This is a genomic window from Sulfuricurvum sp. (assembly GCF_030691015.1).
In the GTDB taxonomy this organism is placed as follows: Bacteria; Campylobacterota; Campylobacteria; order Campylobacterales; family Sulfurimonadaceae; genus Sulfuricurvum.
Map to the genome: position 1 here is coordinate 430884 of NZ_JAUYFF010000001.1, position 15745 is coordinate 446628.

Genomic DNA, 15745 nt, shown 5'->3' on the forward strand with positions numbered 1-15745 from the left:
GTTATTTTTTCTTACTTCTAACCTTAGAAACTCTTTTAATATTTGCTTTGTATTTTTTATCTTTAAGCTTTTCTACAATACCGACAGCCACATTATGCATATCTTCAATAATCCCATCGTTATTCTGCTCAAAATATTCTCTATTGGTTTCAAATTTATCGATCAAAAGGGCAAAATCAATCTCATTTAAAAATGGATAAAGATGTACGGACTTCTCCTCTTCAAGTATCCAATGACTCAGGACGCAAATAACTAAAAATTCAGGTATAAACGAAGGCTTATCGGAAAAATGATTGACCACTTTTTGTGCCATTGCATTATAATAATCTTTCAATGGCTCTTCGTATTTGGCTAATTTTTTAAGGTGTGGATATTTATCAGCATATTTAGCCAATGTTATCAGATAATCCACATTCACAACAGACTCTTGAAGCTTATCTCGCAAATCTCTTAATGTATCATAGACATATTCCGTGTCTGCTTTCGTCCCGACAGATAAATTGCAGGCACTTTCCTCTACTTGATAAAAATATCGTTCTAGAGCAGTTCTGGCAAAAACCAGCAAGGCTTCTGTTTTAACATCTCTTAAAATCGTAGGCTTTATTCTATTAATACAATTGTCTTTCAAAAAACGATCAATTGAAAGGGCATTATCTTCAACCACTGAAGAATCATTTAACATAGTCTCTTCCTTTTTGTGTCACGTTTTAAAGACAAGCTTCTTTACAGCTTTACAGTTTCGTCTCAATCCCTAAAGAATCTGTCTCAACTTGTTGTGCTTTAGCAACTCTGTCTTCTAGAAGTTTTTGGTGCAATTCTTCATTTTCAAGTGCTAAAATTTGAATTGCCAAATACGCTGAGTTGATGGCACCCGCTTTCCCGATAGCAACGGTAGCGACCGGCATTCCGGCCGGCATTTGTACTGTCGATAAAAGAGCATCAATTCCACTAAGAGCCGATGCACTCATCGGCACACCGATAATGGGTTTTGTCGTTTTAGATGCTAATACCCCTGCTAAATGCGCTGCCATTCCGGCGGCAGCTATAAAAACCTGCGCCCCTTTTTTTTCTGCCTCTTCAATATAATTTTTAGTTCGTTCAGGTGAACGATGCGCTGAAGAGATAATGAGTTCATATGGTACTCCAAAAGATTCTAAGGTTTCTTCGCACGATTTCATCACTTCATAATCACTTTTACTACCCATAACAATAGATACAAACTTCATTTTTATCCCTTTTTTTAGTTTCTGTTTGGTTACACATTGATACTTTGTATTACAACATACGCGGCACTTGAGAAGAATGGTGTTGCATTATAGGTCTTGGTTTAGAAAGATCCAAAATATAACTAAAGCGAGCTTCAAAATTTAGCATCTCCCCCTCGACATCAAAGCGCCAGTTGTAAATACCGCTTAACGTGTAAATGTCATCTTTAATGGGCTGAACATGCAATGTTTTTTCATGTAGCGCTATACTTAGTCCCTCACGACTTCCAAGTTTTTCAAAATAATCACGAAGCTTATCAGGTGTATTCGGCAATTTATTTGAAAACGTTGGGATTAAAACGGCGTGCTCGTCATACAACGCAAGTAAACCTTCAACGTCTCCATTGTTAACCGCATCCATCCATTCCACAAGAACGTCTTTTGGAATTCTCATTATCCTTCTCCCATTACTATCACCAAGTTGTGGTATAATAAAAATCCTACAGATCATTAAAATATGTTTCAATTATACTTATTATTACAAAAACGATGTATAAAATAAAACTTTAAGCATCTTTTTCCTAAGAAACCTTTACAATGTGTCCACAAATTACACATTAGGATTATTTATGGAGCTTAAAATTACCGACGGTGCACTAGGGATTCGCCCGCCTGTTACCAAACCTCATCCTGGATTCTTTTTCCAAGTCGGCGAAGAGCGTTTTCGCAAATTGGTTGACGATCATTATGAGATGATCCGTAACAGCGACATCTCTTTTTTGTTCCCCGTTAACGATGAAGAGGATTTTTCAGCTGCCAAAAAACACGCCTCCGATTTTTTGATTCAAATCTGCGGTGGACCCGATTATTTCGCCCAAACACGAGGGGAGCCTCGTATGGTCGGTCGTCATGCCCCTTTCCGTATTGACGAGCATGGACGCCAAAGATGGCTTGAATTTTATGCCGTATTGCTCCCTAAACTTGAAGATGAGGGGATCAACCCTGAGTATATTCAGTCGTTTTGGAACTATCTCGATGTATTTTCAATCTGGATGATCAACACCCCGACACATTAATTTTTCCCGCTGTTGCGGGAATTGTCATTAGCTTAATAAACATCAAACCCCTTTCACGCTAAAATCTCCCAATTTTTCTTTTGGAGATCTTCCCTATGAATGAAGCCAAATACATTTGGATGAACGGCAAACTGCTCCCGTGGAGTGAAGCAAAAATTCACGTCCTTTCTCATACACTGCACTACGGTAACGGTGCCATCGAGGGGACTAAAGCGTATAAGACCCCAAAAGGGTACGCGATTTTTCGTCTAAACGATCACACTAAACGTTTGATTGAATCGGCTAAAATGACCCTTATTACGGTTCCTTACACCGTTGAAGAACTTAACAAAGCACAGATTGAGCTTTTGAAAGCAAACGACTTTACCGGAGAAAACGTCTATCTCCGCCCGATCGTTTACCTCGGTTACGGTGTTATGGGTGTCTACCACAAAGAAGCACCGGTAGAAGTTTCCGTTGCGGCATGGGAATGGGGTGCATACCTCGGTGAAGAGGGGATGAAGCGTGGAATCCGTTTGAAAATTTCATCATTCAGCCGTCCGAATAACAAATCTAACATGGGTAAAGCCAAAGCGGTCGGTAACTACCTCAACTCTCAAATGGCAAAATTTGAAGCGGTAGAAGCAGGATACGATGAAGCGTTGCTCCTCGATGATGAGGGATACGTTGCCGAAGCAAGCGGAGCATCGTTCTTTCTTATCAAAGACGGTGAACTTATCACCCCACCGAATGACAACTCACTCGTATCGATCACTCAAAAAACCGTTATCGAGATGGCGGAAAATATGGGGATCAAAGTAACCCGCAGAAAAATCACCCGTGAAGAGATTTACGTGGCCGATGAAGCATTCCTCACCGGAACGGCGGCAGAAATCACCCCGATTCGCGAAGTAGACGCACGGGTACTCGGTGCGGGCGGACGCGGGCCGTTGACGGAAAAAATTCAAGCGGCTTATTTCGACATCGTATGCGGACGTAATCCCGATTACGATCACTACCTAACGTACATCAACTAAGGATCCTGCATGGCAAGTGATATGAACGACTATTTTAACAAAAAGAAAAAAGAAGAGCAACGAGGGAGCGGATTTAATGCTCCTAAACCGCCAAAATTTGATTTTAATATGAACGGCCAAAAAGCAGGGATGTTTTGGATTGTCGGCGGATTTATTTTGCTCCTTGTTTTGGCAAAACCGTTCATTATTATCACGGAGGGGGAACGCGGTATCCTCTCTACCAACGGTAAATATGAAGATCAGGCATTAATGCCGGGCCTTCATTTCCTGATTCCGTTGATCCAAAAAGTCTACATCGTCGATACCAAAGTACGTATTATTAACTATGCCGACAAAATCGAACGTGCATCGACGGCGGGTGATGGAATCGTTCTCAAACCGGCGATTACGGTTTTGGATAAGCGCGGACTTCCGGTTACAATCGAGCTGACTGTACAGTACCGTTTAAATGCACAGCTAGCGGCCCAAACAATCTCTAACTGGGGCTTTAGTTGGGAAGATAAAATCATCGATCCTGTTGCTCGTGATGTTGTTCGTAACGTCATCGGTCAATACGATGCAGAAACGCTTCCGATTATGCGTAATGCAATCGCACTCAAAATTGAAGCGGGTATTCGAGCCAGCGTTGATCGCCAAAAAAATGGCCCTGCCGATCTTGAATCCATTCAATTACGCGAGATTGGTCTTCCCCAAAAAGTAAAAGATCAAATTGAGCGGGTTCAGGTTGCCAAACAAGAGGTTGAAAAAGCTCAACAGGATGTCGAACGGGCAAAACAAGAGGCGTTCAAAAAAGAGACTGAAGCGCAAGGTACCGCAAATGCACTTACCATTGAAGCAGCCGCTCAAGCTAAAGCCAATCATCTCGTAGGGCAGTCGATTACTCCGGGATTGCTAAAATTGGAACAAATCAAGGTACAAGGAAAATTTAACGAAGCACTTAAAGAAAATAAAGATGCTAAAATTTTCCTCACACCGGGAGGCTCTACTCCAAATATTTGGCTCGACACCAAAACAGGCGATTCACAAAAAATATCATCTACACGCTAAAAGCTCTCCTTCCGGAGAGTTTCTTTCGTCTTCATTCGTGAGCACAAAAGAAACCCTTAAAAGGTATAACTATGAATCTCGATCTTATTGATTGGCAAAAATCTGAACTTCTCCCTGTTATTATTCAAGACTCCACTACGCTTGAAGTACTTATGATGGCGTACATGAACCGGGAAGCGTTGGAACTCTCTTTATCCACCCGTATCGCACACTATTATTCCCGTTCCAAAAAACGTCTTTGGAAGAAAGGGGAATCCAGCGGTCATCTACAGCATATCGAACAATTTCTCCTCGACTGCGATAACGACACCCTTTTACTAATCGTCCGCCAAGACGGTGTTGCCTGCCATACAGGACGCAAATCGTGTTTCTTTACCAACATCGAAAGCGGTGAGAGTATTAGTGAGCCTACCATCGATACAGCGGCAGCCTACGGTATTATTGACGAACTGTATCATACAATCCTCAGCCGTAAAAATAGCGATCCCGAAACATCATGGACCGCTAAACTCCTCTCAAAAGGGGACAACGCTATCCTCAAAAAAGTGGTCGAAGAGGCGGGAGAGTTTAGTTTCGCGATCAAAGACGGCAACGAAGATGAAATTATTTACGAATGTGCCGATTTAGTGTATCACGTCTTAGTCGCACTGGGACACAAAAATATTTCTCCCGATCGCATTAAACAAGAATTAGCGCGCCGCTTCGGAATAAGTGGGATTGCGGAGAAAAACTCGCGGGAACAATGAAAACAAAAATAATCGATTTTATAAACCACTTACTTATTTATGACTACCTCCTGTTCGGGGGTATCTTTGTCCTCTTTATTCTATTGTTAGTGTTGGCTATCGCTCTAAAAAATAAAATGGGTCTAGCCATTTTTATGGTTCTATTGGCGTTTGGAGTATTAACCGTAGGTTCAGTCGTTGGGTACATCAAACTGCATCAATACCTATTTAAAAATAAAATAGCGCTCCATGAAGTAAAAGCATTAGAATTTACCGAAGCACTTCTGATAAAAGGGGAGATCACGAATACTTCAAAACGCCCTTTTCAAGAGTGTACACTTTACGCAGGAGTCCATAAAGTGAGTCATAACCGATACCTTGACCGACTTTACCCCCTTCTCCCTTTTAAAAAGGGTTCTCTAAAACTTAAAGAGAGTATAGCCCCTGGCGGATCGGCATCCTTTAAACTTTTTGTTGAGCCGTTTCGCTATACTAAAGACTACAATATTACAATAAAAGGAGAATGTCGATGAGCCCGCTAACACTTTGGCATTATCTTTTACTCATTGTTTTAGGATTACTGCTTATTGTTGGATTTCTGATTTCAATGCGCACGAACTCTAAATTTTCTGTTTTTACGACGATATCCCTCATCCTTTTACTCATAGGAATTTTTGTCTGGAAATCAATCAATGAAAACGTTTATCTCGTTGAAATATCTAATCTTGACGAAGAGCGCTATTACCAATCGGAACAAATAGTGATAAAAGGGACAGTTCGTAATATCGGTAACTTTCCGGTTGCCAATGTCGTTGCAATCATAAGGTTAGCAAATTCCCGAGGTGGTGGAGACGGAAGTAATAACGAGTCTCTGTTTACACAGCCCTCTGTATTCGCAGAAATATACGAAGGGGACAATCCTGATTTTAAAAAACAAAATGTTGTCGAAGAACACCTGATAGCGGAATATTTAAATCCCGGAAAATCTAAAACATTCACCATCATGATGGATTATCCCCCTCACTTTAAAAGGGCATCCTTTGACGTTACCGCCAAAGTCAACTAAAACAATCTTAATATTTTAGCCCAACGGCTTCCAATGCTTTGTTAATGGAACGGATTTGTCCGTTCTTATCTTTACACCATAGCGGTGCGATCAAACTTTCATCATCAATCCCGGCACTGATACGCTGCACACTCACATGTAACGGCTTAAGGACTAACGCCTCTTTCAGAATCTCGCAATAAAGTTCTTCGTCTATAGGTTCAAACTCACCTCGAGTATATTCATTCGCCAAAGCTGTCCGCTTAACAACATACAGCGGATGGTATTTGACTGAATCAATCCCCAGTGCGTATGCCTCTTTCGTCGTCTCCAGCATCATCTCTTTACTCTCTCCCGGAAGACCGAAAATGAGATGACCGCACACATTCAGTCCATACGATTTAGCTCTTAGAATACTCTCTTTGACATTGGCACTATTATGCCCGCGATTAATCCTCTCCAGCGTCTCATCATAGATGGATTGAATCCCGAACTCAATCCAAATCTCCGTTTTTTGTGAGAGCTCTGAGAGGTATTCAAACGTCTCATCACTGATACAGTCTGAACGGGTTCCGATACTAAGCCCTACGACATTCTCAAAAGAGAGCGCTTTTTCATAAAGAGCTTTGAGGGTTTCGAGGGGGGCATACGTATTGGTAAAGCTTTGAAAATAGACCATAAACTTCTCAGCGTTATTCTCTTTTTGCAACCGTTTTGAAAGGGAGGTGAATTGCCATTCTAACTGCTGAAGCTGCTTTTCTAAATGGGGATTAGCGGTTGAGTCCAGATTGAGGTAAAACCCCTTTAGCTCACGGGCACGGTCAAGACTTGGACTAAAAGAGTCGTTCTCACAAAAGGTACATCCCCCTTTTGCCACCGTTCCGTCAATATTAGGGCAGGTAAATCCGGAAATAGAGACGGGAACTTTAGAGACTTTTACCCCGAATTTACGGTGCAGATATTGCCCAAACGTGAAAATCTGCTCCCGCATAACGGACTCTAAATAATGTATTTGCCGGTAAAACAGGCAGTACAGTAATTCTCTTCTTTGCCGTTTACACTATCGAGTAATGCTTCATTACTCAAATATCCCAGTGAATCGGCTTCGATAAAGGCACAAATCTCTGCATTCGTCATATTCGACGCAATCAGTTTCTCTTTATCGGGAGTATCAACCCCATAGTAGCACGGATCGGTTGTCGGTGGACTCGATATTCGCATATGTACCTCTGCCGCCCCTGCCGCTTTTAGCATCCTTACGATTTGTCGGCTCGTCGTTCCACGTACAATAGAGTCGTCAACTACGATAAGACGTTTCCCTTTAATAAGGCGCTCAATCGGAGAAAGTTTCATTTTTACTTTCAAGTCACGCATCTCTTGCGTCGGCTCGATGAACGTACGTCCGATGTAGTGATTACGCATAATTGCCATCTCAAAAGGGATGCCGCTCGCTTGCGAATAGCCGATCGCTGCAGGAACACCCCCATCAGGAACCGGTACAACCATATCGGCAACAACAGGCTGCTCTTTGGCAAGCGCTTTCCCCATGGCTTTTCGCATCTCATAAACGTTTTGGGTATACACATTGGAATCGGGTCGGGCAAAATAGACGTATTCAAAAATACAGTGTTTCGGAGTCGGCTCAAACACTTTGATCGATTGCGGGGCTTTCCCTTTTTCAAAAATCAACAACTCGCCGGGCTCAACGTCACGAATATACTCCGCGCCGATCAGATCAAATGCACACGTCTCTGAAGCAACAACATAACCATCACCGACGCGTCCGAGGCTTAGCGGACGAAAACCATGAGGATCACGCATCGCGAACATTTTAGAGCGGCTTAAGAAAACAAGCGAGTAGGCACCCTCGATCTTTTTCACCGCATCGATGATACGGTCTGTCAAATGGTGCTGATCGCTTTTTGCGATCAGATGAATCAGGTTTTCCGTATCCATAAACGTTTGGAAAATTGCCCCTTTTTTGATGAGGGCATCACGAACCTCTTTGGCATTGGTGAGATTACCGTTGTGAACAATCGACATCTCTCCCAAATCATAGCGAGCAAATACCGGTTGAGCATCAAGGATAGAATCATCTCCGGCCGTCGAGTAACGGGTATGCCCGATTGCCATATGCCCTTTGAGGGTATTGAGTTTTTGGGGATCAAACACTTGTGTGACCAAACCACGATCTTTAATCGTATAGAGCTTTTCCCCATCGCTGGTACTGATTCCGGCTGCTTCCTGACCTCTATGTTGAAGGGCATGGAGGGAAAAGTAAGCCAGTTTTGACGCTTCCGGATGGTCGAAAATACCGACTACTGCACATTTTTCATTTAAGCTACGCACTTTTTATTTCCTTATGCTAGTTCTAAACAGTCTTGAATGCTGTAAAGACCGTTTGGTTTTCCGGCCAACCATTTTGCGGCACGAATGGCACCTTTTGAAAAGGTATTGCGACTGGTTGCGGTATGGTGAAGCTCGATGAATTCACCCTCATTGTAAAATCCGACCGTATGACGACCGACGATATCACCGCCGCGCAATGCCATCACGGCAATCTCATCTTTGGTTCTTTCACCGATATTTCCGTTACGTCCGCTGACACGCACCGCATCAAGATCAAGATTCCGTCCCGCTGCCGCCGAGTGGGCAAGGGTGAGAGCCGTACCGCTAGGGGCATCTTTTTTATGACGGTGATGTTGTTCGACGATTTCTATATCAAATCCGTCAAGTGTTTTGGCGGCTAAGTGAACAAGTTGATTCAGCAGGGCAACACCCAAAGACATATTCGTTGCGTACAAAATCGGCATCGATTCACTCGCTGTTTTAAGGAGATTCATCTGATGGGTATCAAGACCCGTTGTTCCGATAACCAAAGGTTTAGGATGTTCAATCGCTTTTTCGAGCAACACCTGCGTTGCTTCAGGTAACGAAAAATCGATAATAACATCCGATCCTTTGAGTAACGTTGTCATATCGTTCGTTACCAAGACCGAAGGATCAATTGAGAAATTAAGCTCATTACGGACATAGACAGCACCTAGTGAAATCTCACTTTCATGACGCAAATCTTCAATCAATAGCTTCCCGACACGCCCGCCAGCGCCAAATACACCTGCTCTTATCATTGTGGACAATCCCTATACTGCATTATTCTAATGACATTTTACACTCATAGTGTTTAAAAGCTATTGATGTCCATCCACATACCCAATCGCTTGAAGTGCGGCAACGGCACCGTCCCCTGCCGCACAAACGACTTGTTTCGGAGCCGATTCGCGCATATCCCCTGCTGCGAAAAGACCCGAAACCGATGTTTTCATACTCAAATCGACTTTTACTTCGCCCCACTGGGTCATATCACATAAAAATGTTCCGTCTTCTTGGATTAAAACCTGATTGTTTACATTATTACCGACAAATACGAATACCCCCGGAACATCAATTTGACGCACGGAACCGTCTTCGAGTTTTACGCGAAGTCCATCAACTCCCATTGCACCCCCAAATACCTCTTCAGGGATAGCATTCAACACCAATTCGATATTCGCCGTCCCTTTTACTCTTGCAATAGTATTAGGGGCTGAACGAAAGGTGTCTCGACGATGGATAAGATAGACTTTGGAACAGATTTTTGCCAAGTAGAGTGCCTCTTCAAGTGCCGTATCACCGCCGCCGACAACCGCTACCTCTTTATTTTTGTAAAAGAACCCGTCGCATGTGGCACACGTACTCACGCCGCGGCCGAAAAACGTATCTTCTCCGATAAATCCGGCACGTTTCGGAGCTGAACCGGTGCAGACAATCACACTTTTAGCCTCATCGGATGTACCATCAGATTTTTGGATCATAAAAATTCCGTCTTCACGACGTGATACCCGTGTTACTTCCGACATTTCATGTTTCAATCCGAAACGCTGACATTGCTCCGGCCATGGACTCATAAAATCCATCCCGCTTAAGTTATGAGCTGTTGCCCCCGGATAGTTTTCAATCTCTGAACTCATCGTTATCTGACCGCCCGGCATCCCTTTTTCAAACATCGTGACATTATCTAATCCACCCCGTGTGGTATATAACCCTGCAGTCAAACCAGCAGGTCCTCCTCCGATAATTGCACAATCTAACATGAATAGTCTCCTGTTTATAAAACATTATTTGAGCATGATACTGTGTAATAAATAAAGGGGTACTTTTAAGCAACTAAGGGCTAAATAATTAAGAGTTTATTTATAATTAAAATAAATGAAAGGAATACTAGTGAAGATTTTAGGAGAGTTTAATCCCTCTCCTAAAAAAGTAATGATTAAAGAAGAGCGTTTAGTTTATCAGCAAATGCTTGTTTTGAAGCCGCACCAACCATTTGTTCAACCACTTCACCGTTTTTGAAGAAAAGTATAGTAGGGATAGAGCGAATACCGTATTTAACCGCGATATCTTGTTCTTCATCCGTATTTACTTTACAGATGTTTGCTTTTCCTTCAAATTCACCTGCCAACTCTTCGATAACCGGAGCGATCATACGGCAAGGTCCACACCAAGGAGCCCAAAAATCGACCAATGAGACACCCTCTTTGGTTACTTCATCAAAATTTGATACTGTTAATTCAACGTATTTACCCATTGTACTTCCTTGATTACGCAATGTTTGTTATAAGCTATTATAACGCTCCAATCTTTAAAATGACTTATTACATTATTCTCACAGAATTCCTCAGGTATAACCGTCTGTTGACTTCTTTTGATCTCCCTTAACCTTCAATCAATTATAGGGTTAAACGGTAGCTTATTGCATTCTCTCTAAAGCTTCAGAAAAGTACTCCCTCCCCTCATTTCGACAGACCTCTTGCTCCATCATTTCGACATATTTGCTTTTCATCTCTTGGAGAGTCAATGCTCCCGGCGGCTTTCTTAGCGCAATAAATCCGCACAAGGTTCCTTTCTCATCATACTTAGGCGTTACGGTCACAACAACCCAGTAAAATGCCCCGTCTTTACGTAAGTTTTTTACATATCCTTCCCATGGATATCCCCGCTCAACAGTCTCCCACATTGATTTAAAACAGCATTTCGGCATATCGGGATGTCGAATAAGCGAATGCGGTTTGCCAATCAATTCCTCTTTTTCATAACCCGACATTTGGATAAACAAACGGTTTACATATGTAATTTTGCCATGAAGATCGGTCTCCGTAATCATATTACCGCCTTCAAACTTTACTTCAACATCTGTCGGTGTAGGCCTTTGCATTTTAAAACCTTCTATAACATAAAAAATTATTAAAAGATTATAGCATTTGACGTTTAAAAGTCAAAAAAAAACATTCGAATGTTAAAGGGTAATATTTTCTATCAGCTCTAGCACCTCATCATAAACAATCAAAGCATCAATGCAATAATCAAGATTTAGCCGTTTTTGCTGGAGATAGGTTTGAATAGTGCGGTGCAGTTTTTGTAGTTTTGAAGGGGTAATATTATTGACAGCCTGCTCATACGTTTGAGCACTTTTAACTTCCACAAAATGGATCACATCATCACGCAGTGCAATGATATCGATTTCTCCGAAACGGTTATAAACATTCCGATCGATAATCCGAAAACCGTTTTTTCGGAGATACTCACACCCGCGCTCTTCGGCTATATTGCCACGAGCGCGGGTATGCACAATCAGTCCAAATAGTCGGGCTTGATCACCTCGACCTTTATCGATTTGAACCGAGCCGTTTTAATCAGTTCATCACATTCATCTCCGAAGAGAAAATTAATATTGCTCTTGGCGTGATGAAAGGTCGTAAAGAGAGTCCCTTTTTTGACGGTCGAACTCACTTTTACCCGCAAAGGTGCACTCTGTCCATACTCACTTTTAAGAACGACAAAATCTTTGTATTCAAAAAATTCCTCATCTTCAACACTCACAAGCAACGTATCTTCACTATGACTACGGCTGAGTTTATCACATGCATTGGTTTGAGCACTGTTATTGTAATGGACCAAAACACGCCCTGTTGTGAGGTAATATCCCTCATGGCTTTGTCCCTTTAAAAGCTCTGCAACCTGACCGCGCGGTGAGTATGAGTGGTAGTGAAACGATCCAAATCCATCTTTGGTTCGAAATGTATCAATGTGCAATACCGGTAAGTCCTCTTCCTGTACAGGCCATTGCAAGCCGCGCAAGCGATTGGATTCGAGTTTTTCATAACTCGCACCCCCAAAACGGATCGGAGCATCGACTCGCACCCGCTCCCATACATCCCGCGAGTTTTTAAATCCGAAATCGGTACCGTAACGTTTGGATATTTCGGCGATTACTTCCCAATCATCAGGCATCATAACGTTAATAAGGGGTTGAGACAGGTGAAGTCGGCGTTCCGCATTGACATAAACACCCGTCTTCTCATACGCGCTTTTCACCCCGAAGATAATGTCGGCAAATTTAGTAATCTCATTATCAAAGAGTTCATTGACAACCAAAAGATCGAGATTTCCCAAAGCCGCATGAATTTTGTTTTGGTTCGGATGGATATGGGCAATGTCTTCGCTGATGTTATAGAGCGCTTTAATCTTACCATCCACCATCGCATTAATCAAATCAGGGGTCATCATCCCCACCTCTTTAGGCGGTTGATAATCGGGAGCGTAATACGGCAACATTCCGACATCACAGGTTCCCTGCACGTTATTCTGACCTCGAAGCGGCATCAATCCCGCACCCCGTTTGCCGATATTTCCGGTCAACATTGCCAAATGGGTAATCGCCATGACAGCATAAGATCCATCTAAATGTTCCGTAATCCCCAATCCCCAGAAAAATAGGCTTTTACGAGTCGCATATTTACGGGCAACCATTCGAACTTCCTCTGCCAATGATTCATACCCCGGAATTTGGAGCAGATAGTCAGGATTAGCATACGGATCATTCAAAATTGCGTTTTTATACTCTTCATACCCTTTAGTCCGTCCATTGACAAATTCGATATTAACCAAATCTTCCGAGAGAATAACATACGCCATCATGTTCAGAATCATCAAATTCGCTTCATACGGAATACTTAGATGATTAGTCGCCGATTTGGAAAGCTGAATGCGACGAACATCTAATACGGCAAGTTCGATATCTTTTTGTTTAATCACATCGAGCATGCGATTGGCGACAATCGGGTGTCCTTCAGTTGTATTAGACCCCATCACCACGATATACTCAGTCTCATAAATATCATCGAACGGGTTGGTCATAGCCCCCTCGCCGATCGTGGTACGCATCCCTTTGAGTGAGGGGGAGTGACAGACACGGGCGCAGTTGTCAACATGAGGAGAGCCTACAACGTGACGGGTAAAATGTTGAAACAGATACGACCCCTCACAACTGGTACGTGCCCCGCCGATCGCGGCAAAACTGTGCGCACCGTATTGATCCGTAATCGCTCTGAGTTTACGGGCAACGAGTTCATACGCACTCTCATAACTGATCTCGTAAAAATCATGATCGACCGGCTCAAGATAGTCCATATCCAAATCCGCAAACAATACGGCGTTTTTGGCCAAAAAGGATTTGCGAACACGTGCATTACGAAGACGTTTGGGATGGGTTACAAAGTCCCACCCCTGTTTTCCTTTAATACACAAGCGCCCTTGAGAGACGACCCCCTCTTCTTTGGCAAAGATTTTTTGGATTTTATTATCCTCAACCTCAGCGGAAATATCACATCCCACACCACAATAGGTACAAACGCTGTCGATCACCATAGGATATTTCCTTGATAGTACGGGTTATGCACCCTTTTTAAAATTAGTGAAGTGTACAATTTTGTCTCTTAAGGACTGCGGAAATAACAAGACAATTCGAATCATTAAGTAAAATCTAAAAGGGAACGCATACCGGATTTTTTTCCGTTCAATCGCCTCTGTAATCCGTTTAATCCCCTCTTCGGTAGACATAAAGAATGGCATTTCAAACTGATTTTTCTGCGTCATCTCCGATTCGATAAATCCCGGCATGATCGTCATCACCGTAATCCCATGCGGGCAAAGCTGATGGTGCAACCCCTCCGCATAAGCGTTGAGTGCCCGTTTGGAACTGCTGTAGGCGATAGAGGTCGGCATGGTAAACAACGAGGCAAGTGAGGAGATAAAAACGATCTCACCCGATTTTTGTTCCATCAGTTTTGGAATGATCGGCTCCAATAAAGCATGAACACTCAAAAAGTTTGTTTTAAAGAGCCGTTCAAAATCCTCAAACGGTGTGATTCCTCCGCCGTGACCGACCGATACTCCCGCGTTGAGGATAATCCGATCTATCGGTTGTTCACCCAAGTGCTCTGCGATCTCTCTCATCCGCTCAAAATCATTGACATCGGCGATAATCGTTTCAACCTCAGCACCCTTGTTTCGACATCGAGATGCTACGTCATTCAAACGATCTTCTCTGCGGGCAATCAATATCAGCTGATTCTCTTTCGTGGCGTAATGAAGCGCTAACGCTTCTCCTAAACCGCTGCTTGCCCCTGTGATTACAATTCTCATCCTTTTCTCCCGCAAGCAAATAGTCGATATAATTATACCCATGAATGAAACACTAAAAATCGGGGAGATCAATATCCTCGTTATCGATCGGGATACTACACCCGGACTTTTTTTACGTGCATTGGATGAGAGTGATATTTTATTGCCCAATCAATACGTTACAGACACCATGCACATCGGTGATACCATCGATGTATTTGTCTACACCGACAGCGAAGATCGACCCGTCGCGACAACCGTAAAACCTAAAGCAATGGTAAATGAAATCGCCTTTGTCGAGGTAGTCGATACCAGCAGCATCGGTGCCTTTGTCAACTGGGGATTACCGAAAGATCTGTTTGTCCCCCGTGCACTTCAAAAACGTCCCTTCGCGATCGGCGAAAAACGACTCGTTCGGGTTATTCTCGATGAGCAGACAAACCGCCTCGTCGGAACGGAAAAAATCAGCGGTGCATTAGAGATGCCGCCAAAAAGTTTTTATCCGAATACTCCCGTTGAGTTTATGATTATCGCTAAAACCCCTATGGGATATAAAGTGATAGTAGACCATAAATACGAGGGGATGATCTATGCCAATGAGATTTTTGAAGATGTCCGTGTCGGTCAAATCAAAAACGGCTTTGTGAAAATACTCCGACCCGATGGTAAACTTGATTTATCCCTCCAAATGGTGGGAAAAGCAAAAGCCTCCAGTGCCGCCGATAAAATCCTCTCGATGATAAAAGGCAACGGCGGAATGCTCCCATATAACTATAAAAGTGACCCCGATTTGATCCAACGTACTTTCGGCCTTAGTAAAAAGAATTTTAAAAGTGCTTTGACACAACTCGTCGATAGCAAAAAAATAACAGTTCAGGAGAACGGAATTTATGGGATATAGACCACGAAAAAGCCCTTTTAGTCATTTAAAGGCGCGTAATCTTGTGTACAGTGAAGATGATCAAACCTATACACTCATCAGTTTTAATCGTGACACCATGCTCTTGGAAGTTCATATCAATGACGGAAAAGAGACGAAGATCGTCACCGATTTCCCCTTTGCCCATCTCCCTAAAAAGATCAAGCAAGAGCTCAATCCGCTATAATGCGGCCATTATTTATAAAAGGA

The 15745-nt window shown here is 42.8% G+C and carries 20 protein-coding genes; 8 read left to right on the forward strand and 12 right to left on the reverse strand.

Annotation, left to right across the window (positions count from 1 at the left end):
* Position 1 precedes the first annotated feature (1 nt).
* From Q8O20_RS02255 to Q8O20_RS02265, 3 genes are read right to left on the reverse strand one after another with little or no spacing between them, the layout of a single operon-like run.
* Complete coding sequence (locus Q8O20_RS02255; protein ID WP_305529820.1) at positions 2–682, reverse strand: hypothetical protein; 681 nt, start codon at positions 680–682, stop codon at positions 2–4.
* A gap of 49 nt (positions 683–731) precedes the next feature.
* Positions 732–1226, reverse strand: coding sequence for a 5-(carboxyamino)imidazole ribonucleotide mutase (gene purE, locus Q8O20_RS02260; protein WP_305529821.1), 495 nt, complete (start codon positions 1224–1226; stop codon positions 732–734).
* 49 nt (positions 1227–1275) lie between these two features.
* On the reverse strand, positions 1276–1659 hold the full coding sequence (locus Q8O20_RS02265; protein ID WP_305529822.1) for a nuclear transport factor 2 family protein: 384 nt from the start codon (positions 1657–1659) through the stop codon (positions 1276–1278).
* 175 nt (positions 1660–1834) lie between these two features.
* Here Q8O20_RS02265 and Q8O20_RS02270 point away from each other — a divergent pair, with 175 nt between their 5' ends.
* The 6 genes from Q8O20_RS02270 to Q8O20_RS02295 all read left to right on the forward strand — a co-directional run bounded on the left by Q8O20_RS02270 (position 1835) and on the right by Q8O20_RS02295 (position 6135).
* Positions 1835–2281, forward strand: coding sequence for a globin (locus tag Q8O20_RS02270; protein ID WP_305529823.1), 447 nt, complete (start codon positions 1835–1837; stop codon positions 2279–2281).
* Between the two features lie 95 nt (positions 2282–2376).
* Positions 2377–3297, forward strand: coding sequence for a branched-chain amino acid transaminase (locus Q8O20_RS02275; RefSeq protein ID WP_305529824.1), 921 nt, complete (start codon positions 2377–2379; stop codon positions 3295–3297).
* 9 nt (positions 3298–3306) lie between these two features.
* Positions 3307–4344 carry a prohibitin family protein gene (locus Q8O20_RS02280; protein ID WP_305529825.1) on the forward strand — a complete coding sequence of 346 codons (1038 nt, stop codon included), beginning with the start codon at positions 3307–3309 and terminating at the stop codon, positions 4342–4344.
* Positions 4345–4415: 71 nt separating this feature from the next.
* Positions 4416–5090 (forward strand): bifunctional phosphoribosyl-AMP cyclohydrolase/phosphoribosyl-ATP diphosphatase HisIE, encoded by a 675-nt coding sequence (gene hisIE, locus Q8O20_RS02285; RefSeq protein WP_305529826.1) that lies wholly within the window; start codon positions 4416–4418, stop codon positions 5088–5090.
* Positions 5087–5602 (forward strand): DUF2393 family protein, encoded by a 516-nt coding sequence (locus Q8O20_RS02290; RefSeq protein WP_305529827.1) that lies wholly within the window; start codon positions 5087–5089, stop codon positions 5600–5602. The genes hisIE and Q8O20_RS02290 overlap by 4 nt, the downstream gene beginning before the upstream one ends.
* Positions 5599–6135, forward strand: coding sequence for a DUF2393 family protein (locus tag Q8O20_RS02295; RefSeq protein WP_305529828.1), 537 nt, complete (start codon positions 5599–5601; stop codon positions 6133–6135). Before Q8O20_RS02290 ends, Q8O20_RS02295 begins: the two co-directional genes overlap by 4 nt.
* A 7-nt stretch (positions 6136–6142) precedes the next feature.
* Here the strand turns inward: Q8O20_RS02295 and Q8O20_RS02300 are convergent, their stop codons facing one another.
* The 9 genes from Q8O20_RS02300 to Q8O20_RS02340 all read right to left on the reverse strand — a co-directional run bounded on the left by Q8O20_RS02300 (position 6143) and on the right by Q8O20_RS02340 (position 14637).
* On the reverse strand, positions 6143–7105 hold the full coding sequence (locus Q8O20_RS02300) for a TIGR01212 family radical SAM protein (protein ID WP_305529829.1): 963 nt from the start codon (positions 7103–7105) through the stop codon (positions 6143–6145).
* 8 nt (positions 7106–7113) lie between these two features.
* A complete protein-coding gene (purF, locus tag Q8O20_RS02305) occupies positions 7114–8463 on the reverse strand; it encodes an amidophosphoribosyltransferase (RefSeq protein ID WP_305529830.1) in 1350 nt (449 codons plus the stop codon).
* A gap of 11 nt (positions 8464–8474) precedes the next feature.
* Positions 8475–9245, reverse strand: a complete 771-nt coding sequence (dapB, locus tag Q8O20_RS02310) for a 4-hydroxy-tetrahydrodipicolinate reductase (RefSeq protein ID WP_304740755.1) — start codon at positions 9243–9245, stop codon at positions 8475–8477.
* 60 nt (positions 9246–9305) lie between these two features.
* Positions 9306–10247, reverse strand: coding sequence for an NAD(P)/FAD-dependent oxidoreductase (locus Q8O20_RS02315; protein WP_305529831.1), 942 nt, complete (start codon positions 10245–10247; stop codon positions 9306–9308).
* Between the two features lie 176 nt (positions 10248–10423).
* Complete coding sequence (gene trxA / locus Q8O20_RS02320; protein WP_299805388.1) at positions 10424–10741, reverse strand: thioredoxin; 318 nt, start codon at positions 10739–10741, stop codon at positions 10424–10426.
* A gap of 162 nt (positions 10742–10903) precedes the next feature.
* On the reverse strand, positions 10904–11368 hold the full coding sequence (locus Q8O20_RS02325; RefSeq protein ID WP_304740760.1) for a PAS domain-containing protein: 465 nt from the start codon (positions 11366–11368) through the stop codon (positions 10904–10906).
* A gap of 81 nt (positions 11369–11449) precedes the next feature.
* On the reverse strand, positions 11450–11782 hold the full coding sequence (locus tag Q8O20_RS02330; protein WP_305529832.1) for a YraN family protein: 333 nt from the start codon (positions 11780–11782) through the stop codon (positions 11450–11452).
* A 2-nt stretch (positions 11783–11784) separates the two neighbouring features.
* Positions 11785–13860 (reverse strand): molybdopterin oxidoreductase family protein, encoded by a 2076-nt coding sequence (locus tag Q8O20_RS02335; protein WP_305529833.1) that lies wholly within the window; start codon positions 13858–13860, stop codon positions 11785–11787.
* Positions 13861–13884: 24 nt separating this feature from the next.
* The gene (locus Q8O20_RS02340) at positions 13885–14637 is read right to left on the reverse strand and encodes an SDR family NAD(P)-dependent oxidoreductase (RefSeq protein ID WP_305529834.1); all 753 of its coding nucleotides are present in this window, start codon (positions 14635–14637) and stop codon (positions 13885–13887) included.
* 40 nt (positions 14638–14677) lie between these two features.
* On the opposite strand from Q8O20_RS02340, the gene Q8O20_RS02345 reads away from it, so the two are divergent.
* Both Q8O20_RS02345 and Q8O20_RS02350 read left to right on the forward strand, forming a co-directional pair.
* Entirely contained in the window at positions 14678–15517 is an 840-nt protein-coding gene (locus Q8O20_RS02345) for a S1 RNA-binding domain-containing protein (protein WP_305529835.1), read from the forward strand.
* Between the two features lie 43 nt (positions 15518–15560).
* Positions 15561–15722, forward strand: coding sequence for a hypothetical protein (locus Q8O20_RS02350; protein WP_305529836.1), 162 nt, complete (start codon positions 15561–15563; stop codon positions 15720–15722).
* Positions 15723–15745: the final 23 nt, after the last annotated feature.